The following is a 12,947-nucleotide window of genomic DNA, read 5'->3' as shown; positions in this document are numbered from 1 at the left end:
CCCGTGATCTCCGCGCTCCACATCCGGGAAGGCCACGACCCTGTCCCACTGGACATGCCCACCCTCCGCCAGAAGAAGTCGCGCGACGACATCTTCGCCCAGACCTGGCAGTGCAAGTTCTGCGGGAAACCCATGACGCCCCGCATGGGCGCCATCCGCGCGTGGTACTTCGCCCACAAACGCGAAGCCAGCGAGTGCCCCTTCGAAGCGGAGAGCGAAAAGGAAAGCCCGCAGCACCTCGCGCTCAAACGCGCGGCCGCAGAAGCCCTGCGGAAGTACTTCGGCAAGCAGGTCGCCTCCCTCGAGTACGAGGTGCGCTTCCCGAACATCAGACGCATCGCGGACGCCGTGATCACCCTCACCGACGGCACCCGCGTCGCCGTCGAGGCGCAGCTCAGCCCCCTGACCCTGCACCAGCTGCAGGACCGCACCGACAGTTACCTGCGTGACGAGATCGAGGTGATCTGGGTCTTCCAGGAGCAGGACCACGGCGGCCTGAAAGCCGGGGGCATCTGGGACACCTGCCGGCAGTGGCTGCTGGACGAGGGCTACCTCGTGCTCACCGCGCGCGCCACCGTCACGCAGACGTCCGTGCCCCTCCCGGGGTAAGACCGTGGCGGACGACTGGACCTTCAGCCCAGCGGCGGATGACACCCCGGGAGACCTGGTGTTCACCGCCCACACAGCTGAATCGCAGTTCACGTTCAAGGGGCACCGGCAGAACGCCACGTACGCCCTCACGCTGGCGCAGCGCACGTCCCAGGTCCTGGCCTGCACGGCCGCCAAGCAGGGCCTCGACCTCACCCGGCACCAGCACCAGATCCGGTCCCTGCTGATCGCCCGGACGGACTGGACGTTCCTGGGCCAGCGGCGCGAGTACGCCGTGACCCTTCACCCCTGGACCGCCCGCGGGGTCTTCGCCCGGGTGGTGCGCCTCCTGAGGGCGCGCGGCTGGGCGACCCTCACCACCCTCCAGGCCGACCTGCACCGCTGGGGTGGGGAGGAAGCCACCGCCTTCCTCCCACACCTTGCACACTCCACTCTGGCGTTCGTGGAGTGGCAGCCGGGCTCGTGGACGCTGACCCCCTGGCTGCGGCTGGGCGTGCCGTTCTCACCCACGCTGACGACCCTGCCCGGGCAGACCTTCTACGAACGGGCGGCCGCCGAGTTCTGGATCACGCACCGGCACGTCCCCACGCCACACGAGGAGTGGCATCCCGGCGTGCGCCAGGTGGTCGAGCACAACCTGAATATCGGCGCGGTGCCCATCTGCTTCGAGGAGCACCCGTACGGCGAATTCCAGCAGGTGACCCTCCAGGGGACCCGGCGCCTGCGGATGATCGTCGACCGCCTGCCGGAAGGCCTGCACTTCACGCGCCTGACCGAGGGCGGCGACGAGACCTACTCCGTGACGGGCCGGGCGTTCGTTATGGATGGGGCGGCGGGTGTGCAGGTCATGACGGACTGGGCCGGCCGCCGCTGGCAGGAAGCCCTGCTGCACCCGGACGACGAACCGGGGTTCATCTGGCACCCGGTGGGGTTACACCTGCGCAAGGTGTGCCGGGCCGCGCGCATCACCCCCCGGGTCGGCCCCAGCCTTGGTCTCGAGCCACTCCCGACCGTCCGCCGGTTCTGAAGGCACGACGAGGAAATGACGCTGGAAGGAGGCGCCGCAGCGCGCACGTCCGCACGCAGGTCACGGGCGCACAGGCGGCAGGGATGTCCATTGACCTCGGCCACTCAGGGGTCACGACACGGAATCGGGAGGAACTGGCGCGCAGGGTGTAGGCCGCGGGGGTCTCTACGTCGGCGCTGGACGTGCGGCGCATCACGACGGCAATCAGGTTTAGGCGGGCGTTCGCTTCGAGGGTTGGCAGCACTTCGATATGGTTCATGCTGAGCCGCTGGAAGGGTCCAATTGCCGAGATTATGCCTCTCACGCTCACCAGTAGCGCGCTGTTCGCTGAGCGGCCCGTTGATGTCGGTCGGGCATCTGAGGATCCCGCCACCTGACCGTGACCGCCCTGCCCACCGTGAATGTGTGCCAGAGCGCCGTCGGAGGTTCCGGTCGAGAGAGCGGATTCAATTGGCTCAAGCGAATGACGTCCATCCTCCCAGCCACCGTCCCCTTCCACCGCATTGCTGAGGCTTAAAGCGCCGGACGGGGCCATTCCCGGCCGGCGTTCACGCGAGTCCAGCGGGGCGCGCCGTCACGCTCAGGTGACACAGCAGCCTGGGGAGGGTGCCAAAAGCGTACGGGCGGTGCACCCGTTCGAGCTTCTGGTGGTAGTCACGGCCCCAGGGCCCCACGTTCAGCACCGGAAACTTGAGGCCGTCTTCCCGCGGCGGGGACACGTGCGCCGGGTGCACGGTCTGCCGGGCGACCACGTCCTGCGTACCGGCGGAGGGGACCTGGCCGAAGAAACTGACGTCGGAAATCCCCGCGAAGTACGGCCGGATCCCGATCACATGCCCGGTCAGCCTGGCGAACGCCGCACACTCATCTTCCACCCAGGCGCGCACGGCGGCGCCGCCCGGGGCGTCCTCGAGATGCACGTGCGGGTAGTGGAGGCTGCCGAGGCCCAGCACGATCAAGGGCCCTTCCAGACCCGCGAGCGTCAGGAGGCCGTGGGTGAGGCGCCGGCTGGCCTGGAGGGGGTCCGGGCCGGGTGGCGTGGCGGCCTCCAGGGCCCGCACGCGGGCTTCGCCCGCCCGCTCGGTGGCGTGCGCGCGCAGGTCCGCGGCCGTCACGATGAGGGTGCGCTGCACGGCGAGACCCGGGGCGCTGGGGCTGCTGGCCCTCGCCGCCCGGTCACTGAAGGTGCGCCGGGCCGCGTCCGCGGCCTGATGGGCCAGCGTCTCAAATTGAGCCAGCACCTCGGCCGGGCTGCGGCGGTGCGTCAGCACGTTGAACGCGCACCACACGGCGGCGGGCGTGGTCACATCATAGTGGGTGCGGTCGTCCTGCACCGTCAGGCAGATGGGCGGCGGGGCCGCCGCGCCGTGCGCGTGGTCGGCGAGGTCCGGGTGACCCTCGGCACGCCTGAGGAGTTCCGCGGCCATCAGGGCGGCGCTGGTGCCGTCAAAAGGGTAGCCGGCGTGGGTGGGGCGGCCGACCATCAGGGCCGTGATGAGCAGCTTTCCGACGCTGCCCAGGTACACGGCGCGGCCGTCCTGCCCGTCCCCGGCGGCGCTCGTGGCGTCCAGGTTCAGGCCCAGGCGGACGCGCAGCCCGCGCGCAGCGGTGAGGCCGGGCAGGACCTGCGCGGCGTGGCGCGCCCCGCTGGAGGTGGCCTCCTCGTCAGGTGAGGCGATGAGGAGCAGGTGGCCGCGGCGGTCGTGGGCTGGGCGAGCGGCGTAGCGTTCCATGACAGCCAACCCGGCCGCGAGGCCAGCTTTCATGTCCAGCAGGCCCCGCCCGGGCAGGAAGTCACCGGAGCGCAGGTCCGCGCGGGCCAGTACCTCGGCGGCTGTGAGGTCATCCCGGTCGAGCTGCGCAAGGAGCGCGTCGAGCAACGCGTGTGGCTCAGTGGCGAGTGGCTGCAACGCCCCGTAGGGCGCCGTGGACACCGTGTCGTAATGGCCGGTCAGGAGGACCGTGTCAGGGTCGGTTCCAGCCACAAGGGCGCAGACGTTGCTGGCGTCACTACCGGGAATGGGAGAGAGCCACAGGTGATCCGGGTGCGCCTCAAAGTACGGCCAGGAGGCCAGCAGGTCCCGCAACCGCGGGCCGAACGCCGCCTCATCGGGGGTGGCCGTCACGCTTGGCCAGCGGGTGAGGGTCAGGGCGAGCTGCTCGGTGCGGTCGAACCAGGAGCAGGGTTCAGTCATAGGGGCCTCGTGGTGGGGTGACATCGGTACCAGTCACGGTAGGCCGTGCGGCGGGCCGCGTGATGCGCGAACTGCACCGCACGCCCGTGCTATGAATTTCATTCATGAAAGGCCTGACCCTCACGCAGCTGCGCGCCTTCGTGGCGACGGCCCGCACGGGCCGCGTGAGCAGCGCCGCGGTGGACCTGAATCTCACGCAGTCGGCCGTCAGCCACGCCCTACGTCACCTGGAAACGCATCTCGGCGTGACGCTCCTTCACCGGGGCGGCCGCGGCATGACGCTGACCGGTACGGGCGAGCGCCTGCTGCCCCGGGCCGAGCAGCTCCTGGTCCAGCTGGCCGCCTTCGAAGCCGCCACCCGGGCGGAAGCGGCCCTGAGTGGGATCGTCCGCATCGCCAGTTTTCCCAGCCTCGCCCGGCACCTGGTGCCGCGCGCCCTGCCCCTCATTCAGGCGCAACTGCCGGGCGTTCAGATTCAGGTGAGTGACGCGTACCTGGACCGCCCGGCCGTGTATGACGCCGTCCGGCGTGGTGAGGCCGACATCGGCCTGACCCAGGTGTGGCCCAGCCCGGATCTCGCCGTGCACGTCCTGGGCGCCGACCCCTACCTGCTTGTCCTGCCGGCCGGCTGGCAGGATGAGGACGTCTGGTCCCGCCCGTACATTCATCTGGGCAGCGCCCACGACCGGCAGATTCCCGACGTCCTGGCCCAGCGGGGCGTCCGACTCCATCCGGCCCTGAGCCTGGCGACGGAGCAGGCCATTCTGGCGCTGGTGGCCAAACAGTTGGGGTTTGCCCTGCTGCCCGCGCTGGCCCTGACCGAGGTGCCGGCTGGTGTACGCGTGCAGGCGCTGCCCTGGCCAGTTCACCGCTCGTACGGCGCCGTCACCAGCCGGGACGTCCCCGCGGCCGTGCAGGGCGTGCTGAAGGTAATTTTGCAGTCTGGCTCAGTCGATCCGGCGCCGCCCCGGTCCACCTGACGTCGCTCGTACCTCTGCGTCCTGGGGCTGATCTGCCCTGGCCGCACAGCGTGCGTCAAGGCCGGTGAATGCTCGCGCGAGCCTGTGGGGTATGGCCGGTCGCCCGACAGCACGCCTTCCTGACCTACCGGGCACGACAGTGTTCGTGGGCACCGTGCCCTCCCATAGGCTCAGGTGTGCCCTGGGCTCATCGACCATCGGAGAGCGCCCTTGGATCGGCCTCCCCGTACGGTGACGTGACCACCAGCAGTACAGCGTGCCAGGACGGCTTGCTGGTTTCAATTGACGCACGTGAAGCATGAACCTGCTCGGGTGACTCGAGCAGCTGAGCGCTTCAGGAGAGACCGTTTGCCGCTGAGCTGAACAGCGCCCGCTTGCGCGCCCGGAGCGCCGCCTGCATCCCCACCTGGTCGCCCAGCGCCTCGCAGCACCGCAGGACGCCCGCGTGCGCCGCCTCCGAGAGGGGGTCGAAGACCAGCATCCGCTGATACAGCTGCCGCGCGCGGTCCGGGGCGTGGCTCTCTACCTCCTCTGCCTGCTGGTGCAGCGAGGAGAGCGCGGCGTCCACGAGTCGGGCCCGGACGGCCTGCACCCACTCTGACGCGTGCCTGGGCAAAAAGACCCCGGCGAGGGCGGCGTCACGTCCCTGCTCTTCGGAACCTGTCCCCTCCAGCGCGGCCCGCACATCTACCCACACGTCCAGGTCCTCATGGAGGCTGTAGAGCCCATGCGTATAAGGAACCGGATTCAGGTGGGCCGCGCCGGCCTGGGTGAGGGCAGTGCGCAACCGCCGCACGATCAGGCGGAAGTACTCGGCGTGCGCGGGATTGTTCGAGCCGTCCCAGAGCGCGTTGATGATCTGCGCGCGGGAGCTCGGGCCATGGAGCGCCAGCCACATTAGCAGCTCCTCGCACTTCGCGAATGGAAACTGCACGGCCTGGCCGTCCAGCGTGACCTCGACCCGGCCCAGGGAGCGGACGCGCAGGTGTGGGCGGGTAGGCCCCTGGGCCCGTTCGGCCACAGGCGCCGGGAGGTGCGCGGGCCACCACGCCTCCTGCCGCAGGTGGCTGAACACGCCCGGCAGGTCCGGTTCGGTCGTGCGCAGGAGGCCAGTCACCAGCGGCAGCGGCACGAGTGGTCCCATCGCCTTGACGTTCTCCTCCCAGGGCAGCCCTGCCCGGCGCTGCGCTTCGGCCAGGAACAGCCGCACGTGCAGTTCATGCATCGCGGGCGGCCCGTACGGGATGGGCTGGCGGAGCATTTCCGTGAGCGCTCCGGCCAGTTCACGCCAGGTCGCCTCATCCTGCCCGGGCGGCCGCAGCAGGTGCAGTCGAGCCTGCGTGAAGGCCACAGCGCGGTGCACAAACGCCCACTGGGGCGCGCGGGCCTGCGGGAACTCCAGCAGGCAGGCGTCCAGGGTCCGCTCAGCCTGCGCGCGCAGCGCCGCATCTCCTGTGCGCGCCGCGCATTCCAGGGCGTGCACCCACAGGTCCGTGCGCTCCTGCGGGGCGAGCGTGCGCAGGTCGAGGCTGCCCAGCGCGCGCTGCACTTCGTCGTGGGCGGCCGCGTACTCCCGGCGCATCAGGTGCACGAGAATCAGGGTGATCCAGGTGCGTGCCGCGCTGCGGCTGAAGGACGCGTGGGCGTCCTGCGCCGCCCGCCGCGCTTCACGCAGCGCGTCATCGAACTGCCCTTGAAAGGCGAAGCACAGGGCCAGGTTCATGCGCGCGGGAATCCCGCTGTACGGCGTGTGCTGTATGTCGTAGAAGGCCAGTTCCTGCTGCAGGGCGCGCACGCCGTCCGCCGTGCGGCCCAGGCTGAACAGCACGATGCCGCGCAGGGAGAGGCACGCCCCGAGTTCGTAGGGTTCACCCAGCGCCTCGGCCCGCTGCACCAGCGCCTCCACCCGGGGCAGCGCCACGTCGAATCGGCCCAGGCGGATCAGCGCCCGCACTTCAAACCGTTCGAGCTGCACCTGCTCTGCGGCCGTGCTGGCGACCCGCGCCGCGGCGTCCAGGTACGTCCGCAAGACCGTCATGTCTCCCTGGCGCCACGCGTGCTCGGCGAGCGCCAGCCACGAGCACGCCGCGAGGTCTGTGGCCTCCGACAACGCTTGGAGGAGCGCGGCCCCCTGCGCTGCGCGCCCCGTCTCGAGCTGCGCGACCGCGAGGCGCTGCTGGAGGAGGACCGGCAAGGTATGTACGGCGAAGCCTTCCAGGATCTCGCGGGCCAGCCAGAACTCCCGGCGGGGCCAGTGCTGCGCCGTCACACGCTCCGCGAGCCTCAGGGCCTCTCCAGCCGCGCCGCCCGCCTGCGCGGCCCGTAGAGCCTCGAGCAGCTGTCCCTGCCGCTCGTACGTGGCCGCTGCCCGCTGCCAGCACCGCGCGGCCCGCTCGGGGCGCAGCGCGAGTTCGGCCTTGAGTTGCCGCCGCAGCAGCCCGTGAGGCCTCGCCTGACCGTCCTGCTGGACAGCGACCGGCAACCCCGCCCGGGTGACGTCCTCCAGCCACGTGGCGACCGGCGGCACATCCAGCTCGCGCGCTTCGGCTTCGCCCCATTCGCTCCAGACGCTCATGTCCTGCACGGTGACCCGGACGTCTGGCGGCAGCCGGTCCAGGGCCCAGCGGGCCAGTGCGTCCAGCGACCCGGCGGTGGCCGGGCCGGACCGCAGCAGGCCGACCGCGATGGGCCAGCCCTCCAGCTCATCGTGCGGCAGGGGGAGCGGTTCGCCCGGGGCGAGCCACGGCAGCGCGCGCCGCGTCTCCTCCTCCGTGAACGCCAGCTCGGACGGACCGAACGCCATCACGGCCCCCCGCGCCGTGAGCGCGGTGAGGAACGGCACCGCGGACGGGTCGTACACGCTCAGGCCCACCTGATGCCCTTCGGCCAGCACCTGAATGAACCGCTCCAGGCACTGCTGAGCGGGTGTGCTGAGGTGCTGCGCGCCGTCAAGCAGGAGCAGCAGGCTGCCGGGCAAGTCGTTGAGGGTCTCCGCGAGCAGGCCCGCCGCCCGGAGCGGGGACTGCTGGGCCAGCGCGCCCCGCGCGGCGTCCAGAGAGACGTGGGCTTCGGCGTCCTGAACGGCCTTCAGAAGGGCCCGTATGAACCCGGTGGCGTCGGCCTGCTCGTCGGTCAGGCTCAGGGCCGCCAGGGCACTGAAGGCCTCCCGCTGCGCCTCGGCTTGCGCCCACTGCGCGAGGAGGGTCGTCTTGCCGAACCCGGCGCCGCCGTGCAGCACCACGACGTTCGCGTCGCGGGCGGCGTGGATGGCGGCCAGCAGACGGGTGCGCGGCACGTCCTGCAGCCGTGGAGAGGGCAGGGGGTCAAGTGAGCGGAACAGTGCAGGCATGAGGGGCTCCTTTCACAGGCAGCGGATGAAGCAGATGAGCTGGGTCTGGAGGCCACCCGCTCAGATTGGGACCGCGCCAGGCCTCTATGGGAAGGGATGGAGGCGCTGCGCGGCAGTCAGAACACACACTTTTCTGAAGGGCCCGTGAAGAAAAATTTCCCTCGGATTTCCCACCTCACTCTGTACGGTACAGGCACCGAAAAGCGCTCTACCTCACTGTTCAATCAGCGCAGCATTCTGACCGCCTGGCGCGAGTCTGACGGGCTGCCGTGGAGTCCGCGCACGGTCAAAGGAGGACCCCTACCCCGAGAACGCCGCGCGCTTTCAGCGTGTGGCCCCAGATACCCGCACCCCTCCCACAACTCACTGTTCGCCTGGTGCCGGCCCTGTGCAGCCCGGCCCAGGCCCCTGCGGGCCACCGCCGCAGAAGGACGTCCCCATGACACACCCCGTCCTGAGACCCACCGCTTCGCTCCTGCTATCCTCCGCCCTGATCCTGACATCCTGCAACGTGGCCGGACCCCAGGCGCCCGCAACCACCCCCGCCCCGGACAGGACCCAGTCCAGCGGCGACCTCCGGCTGACCGCGCAGTACCTCGACGACGAATTCGAAACGCTCGTGTTGCGGTCTGCGGCTGATGCCAAAATGGGATTTCTCAACAACACCTCGTTCAATGAACTGCGCAATTACTGCGCGAGTAGCGTGGCAGCGTCCGACGACTGCCGCCGGCGCTACGAGCGGGACATCCTGACGGCCCTGAGCAACGCCAACCGGTCCTTGTTCGACGGCTTCGGGGAATGCCTCACGTATAACAGCCGCCGCGTACTGGCGCTGGAACGCAAACGCATCTTCCTGGCCAAAACGGTGGGCGGCGTGGTCCTCATGGCGTCCAGTGGCACAGTGACCTACGTCATCGGCCGGTACGGCTTCAACTCCACGAGCGGCTGGATCCCGACGGCCGGCGCCCTGGGCGCGCCCCTGATGTTCTTCGGCATCATTCAGCCCCTCCTGAACCGCCTGCTGGACCACAAGAACGAACAGCTCGGCGCGGCTGGACAGGTCATGGACGTGGTCCAGGCAGCCAACGCCGCCAACGCCATCATCAACGCCAATGCCCTGAACGACGCGGCCAGCCGAGGCTCTTCGTTCCTGTACAACACCGCCCAGGACTGCATCAACGATGTCGAAGCCGCCGTCGTAGATCCGGGCGAGATCTGAGTGCCCACCGCGAACGGCCAACCGCCCGCGTCCTCCACGGTTCCCATCGCGTCACTGCGCGCCGCGCAGGAGGTTCATTCCATGCCCATTCTGTCCCCGCTCGCCCTGCGGTCTGCGCTGCTTCTCGCGGCGCTCGTCAGTACCTCGAATGCCGCGGCCGTGGCCGTGAATCAGCGTGTGTCCCTGCGCGCCGTCACGCCCGCCGTCAGCAACAACTACATCGCCCACGAGAACTTCATTGGCGTGATCCGGCCCGTGAGTTCCACCAGCACGGCCACGAGAAAAGCGGACGCCACGTGGGTTCTGCGCACCGGCCTGGCCGACTCCAACTGCTACTCCTTCGAGTCCGTCAATTACCCCGGGTATTTCCTGCGGCACACGAACTTCAAGCTGTACCTGTGGAAGAACGACGCGACCCAGGCCTTCAACAATGACGCCACGTTCTGCCTGACGCCGCCGCTGATCGGCAACGTGGGCGTGGGGCTCGTCCCCGTGAACTACCTCAACTACAACGTCCGGCATTACTCCAGCAACCTGCTGCTCAACACCGAGCAGAACAACTACACCTTCCGGGTCGACGCGACGTTTGACTTCGTGGCCCCCTGGGCCCCCTGAGACGACTGGCCCGAGCAGATGATTTGTTCTGGCCTGCCGCACCTCCGACCCACCCTTCCCTCTCTACTGACCTTCCGGGAGCACCGCGACCATGACCATTCACCGACTGACCCTGATGGCCCCCCTTACCCTGCTGACCCTGGCCCTGGCGGGCTGCGGATCGCTGAGCCCTGCCCCCACGCCTCCCGCCGCGCAGGCGCCTGAGGACCAGAGCGCGTCCCAACCGGCCGGTAAGGTGCACGTCCTGCCACTGACTGACCTCTCCGGCGACTACGGCCGCACGTTGCAGCGCTCGTCAGCCTTCGACGCCACACCCGTGTCCACACCCCAGAACCTGCGCCAGGCCCTGACGCGGGGCGGCGTGCACCTCGTCTACGCCGACGCCGCCCGCCTCCAGGCCAACAACCCGGATCAACTCGCGGTGCTGAAACTCGCCCGGGCTCAGGGGGTGCCCGTGCTCATTGAGGGCGGCGCCACTCAACCGGGGACGTTCGGCGACGTGACCATGGCCGCCTTCGACTTCCGGGGTGGGGCGGGCAGCTACCTCATTCGAGCCATTCCCAGGACGGACGGCGGCCAGTCGGTCGTGCTGCTGGAGGCGGGCAGCGTGCAGACCGCAAACGCCGAGACCGACGGTCGGGCGTCCTGGCTGCGCGGCCTCCTGGTGGGGCACGCGACCGACACCGCAGCAGAGGAGGACACGCCAACCCTGCTCCAGGCGCTGGCAGTCCCGGCGCAACTCTGGGTCGGGCGAAAGTACTACGGCAATGAGGGACTCGTCCGGCTGAACAACCCGTCGTATGTCACGACGCTGGCGACCTGCTCCACGACCACCCCATGTACGGATTACACATACAGCACCCCTCTGAAAACGTTCGGAACGCCCAGCTTTAAAGCCGCCAAGTGGTACGGATCGTGGTTGGTGTGCGGCGGGACCACCATCGTGCTCGACAACAATTGCGGCGTAAGCTACACCGACACCGCGATCAGCACGACCGGCAGCACCAACGCGCTGGGCTTCACCGTGGGCGGCGAACTGAATGGGGAAGCGTCCGTCGGCGACGCGTACAACCCGTTCACGCTGTTCAGCGAGTGGAAAGCGAGCCTCGCCATCAAGGCCGAGATCCGCTACGACCACACCTGGCTGACCTCAGACACCAAGTGGTTCAGCACGACCGACAGCCTCAGCATCAAGCAGGGGTACCGGGCGCGGTTCGGGCAGGGGGATTACGGCCTGAACTACAAAACGCAGGTCAAGGGCCGTCACGAGCGGTTCACCAACATGACCTTCGTCGGCGGTCAGGGCGGCGCCGGCTGCGGAGGACGCTGGGACGGCAACTACGAAGCCCTGATTGAGTGCAGCATGACGTACAACCCGAACTTCCTGGGCCCTATCGCAAGTGGCGTCATTAAGACCTTCGGCGCGAAAGTGTGGGCCATCTGCAAGAACATCGACACGGCCTGCATCAACAACTTCAACGCGGCCGACACGTACGACCTGCCGCTGTAAGGCGCGGCGAGTTCAGGACGGGCTGGCACGCGTGCGTGAAGACGTGACAACGGGCGCGCCCCGAGTGGTTCTTCTCCTTCCCACTCGGGGGCGTGGGGCAGATCACAGTGTGCGCTCTGGGTGGGCACAGGGGCCCCTGGCTTCCGGCGTCCGCAGGGATCGTGGTGGTGACGCTGCGCTCCGTGAGCAGAGGAAGCGGCGCGCGCGTGAACCGCACACGTGCAGGGAGGTGAAGTGATAAGCGTGAAGGATGGTGCCAGCGTGCTGGTGATCGATGACTGCGCGAGTGACGTGATGCTCCTGGACCTCGCCTTCCAGGAGGTCGCACCCGGTACGCCCGTGCAGGCCATCTTAGAGGGCGAGGAGGTGATGGGCTTCCTGGACGCCGTTCGTCAGGGGCAGGTGCCCTTGCCCGCGTTGATCATCCTCGACCTGAACCTGCCGCGCCTGACGGGCTTTGAACTCCTCGCGCGTCTGAAGGCGGAGCCGTGCCTGACGTCCGTGCCGGTCGTGGTGCACAGCGTGTCGAGCGCCCCGCAAGACCGGGAGCACTGCGCCACGCTGGCCGCAACGGCGTACTACACCAAGGCGGCCACATATCACGGTCTGCTCGAGCTTGTCGGGGTGCTGACCGACGCGTGGATGTCAGGACATAGGGCAGAGGGCTGAGTGGAGTCGCCCCGCAGGCCGCCTGGCTGTCGGTGGGAGGGGCCGGCAGCGCTCAACGTGATGTGGCAGTGGGGAAGGGAGCAATCATGCGGTATTTCAGCGCTCGTCCGAGACGCGCATCTCCAGACGCACCGAAGCCGCAATACCGGGACGTGCCCTCGCGGCGCCCGCTTGTGGGCGCCGCAGATCATGAGGTCTGGCTTCACCTGGGGCGCATTCTGAGCTCGCGGGACGCGGTGGCGAAAGCGGGCGTGCTGACCAGCTTCATGGTGTCAGCCCCGCTGGGGCTCTGCTTTCATCTCCGTCACCTGGACCACCGGGCGGCTGGCCGCGTGGTGGTGACCGTGTCGACCCTGCAGCAGCGGGGTCCGGAGGTCGCAGTGGAAGCCGTTGCCTTCCTCAACCGGTTGGGGACTCAGGGGGCGCTACCTCCATGCACCGCATCAAGCCCCACACCTGTGCTCGCCGTCTGGTGACAGGCTTCCAATCAGGCCAAGTTCGGGTCGTGTCGTGAGCCATCACCCCGGCGGAACGCGGCAGATCACCGGGTGACTTCAAGGCAGCCTTGCGGGCAGACGTGGACTGGCCACGGAAGTCGCCTTCAGGCGCTGCGCGGTGATGGCGTGCCCTAAAGACCGGCCGAATTCAGTCGGCTCGTTCGGACGGCCAGTACCACAGGACATCTTCCGGCAGTGCTCGCTCCGGATGCGGGTCGTGTGCCCAGGCCAATGCGGACGGACCGGTCCAGGTTCAGCGGCCCGTCCCGGGGCCTCA

9 protein-coding genes are annotated in these 12,947 nt (G+C 68.9%); 7 read left to right on the top strand and 2 right to left on the bottom strand.

What is annotated here, in order from left to right; genetic code table 11:
* The first annotated feature begins 3 nt into the window (after window positions 1-3).
* Together IEY63_RS20215 and IEY63_RS20210 are read left to right on the top strand one after the other, a co-directional pair.
* Complete coding sequence (locus IEY63_RS20215) at window positions 4-609, top strand: competence protein CoiA (RefSeq protein ID WP_189070808.1); 606 nt, start codon at window positions 4-6, stop codon at window positions 607-609.
* Between the two features lie 4 nt (window positions 610-613).
* Window positions 614-1,636 carry a hypothetical protein gene (locus IEY63_RS20210; protein ID WP_189070807.1) on the top strand — a complete coding sequence of 341 codons (1,023 nt, stop codon included), beginning with the start codon at window positions 614-616 and terminating at the stop codon, window positions 1,634-1,636.
* A 548-nt stretch (window positions 1,637-2,184) separates the two neighbouring features.
* Here IEY63_RS20210 and IEY63_RS20205 read toward each other — a convergent pair.
* Complete coding sequence (locus IEY63_RS20205) at window positions 2,185-3,831, bottom strand: M20/M25/M40 family metallo-hydrolase (RefSeq protein WP_189070806.1); 1,647 nt, start codon at window positions 3,829-3,831, stop codon at window positions 2,185-2,187.
* A gap of 104 nt (window positions 3,832-3,935) precedes the next feature.
* Here IEY63_RS20205 and IEY63_RS20200 point away from each other — a divergent pair, with 104 nt between their 5' ends.
* Window positions 3,936-4,811, top strand: a complete 876-nt coding sequence (locus tag IEY63_RS20200) for a LysR family transcriptional regulator (RefSeq protein WP_189070805.1) — start codon at window positions 3,936-3,938, stop codon at window positions 4,809-4,811.
* Window positions 4,812-5,145: 334 nt separating this feature from the next.
* On the opposite strand, the gene IEY63_RS20195 is transcribed toward IEY63_RS20200, so the two are convergent.
* Window positions 5,146-8,160, bottom strand: coding sequence for an AfsR/SARP family transcriptional regulator (locus IEY63_RS20195; RefSeq protein ID WP_189070804.1), 3,015 nt, complete (start codon window positions 8,158-8,160; stop codon window positions 5,146-5,148).
* Between the two features lie 511 nt (window positions 8,161-8,671).
* Here IEY63_RS20195 and IEY63_RS20190 point away from each other — a divergent pair.
* From IEY63_RS20190 to IEY63_RS20175, 4 genes are all read left to right on the top strand, one after another.
* Window positions 8,672-9,379, top strand: a complete 708-nt coding sequence (locus tag IEY63_RS20190) for a hypothetical protein (protein WP_189070803.1) — start codon at window positions 8,672-8,674, stop codon at window positions 9,377-9,379.
* A gap of 81 nt (window positions 9,380-9,460) precedes the next feature.
* Window positions 9,461-9,994, top strand: coding sequence for an AbfB domain-containing protein (locus tag IEY63_RS20185; protein WP_189070802.1), 534 nt, complete (start codon window positions 9,461-9,463; stop codon window positions 9,992-9,994).
* Between the two features lie 91 nt (window positions 9,995-10,085).
* Complete coding sequence (locus IEY63_RS20180; RefSeq protein WP_189070801.1) at window positions 10,086-11,504, top strand: hypothetical protein; 1,419 nt, start codon at window positions 10,086-10,088, stop codon at window positions 11,502-11,504.
* 243 nt (window positions 11,505-11,747) lie between these two features.
* Window positions 11,748-12,173 carry a response regulator gene (locus IEY63_RS20175; protein WP_189070800.1) on the top strand — a complete coding sequence of 142 codons (426 nt, stop codon included), beginning with the start codon at window positions 11,748-11,750 and terminating at the stop codon, window positions 12,171-12,173.
* Window positions 12,174-12,947: the final 774 nt, after the last annotated feature.

The organism is Deinococcus radiotolerans (assembly GCF_014647435.1).
Classification (GTDB): domain Bacteria; phylum Deinococcota; class Deinococci; order Deinococcales; family Deinococcaceae; genus Deinococcus; species Deinococcus radiotolerans.
Note: the sequence above shows the minus strand (reverse complement) of the source record. Positions and strands in the feature narration are given on the sequence as shown.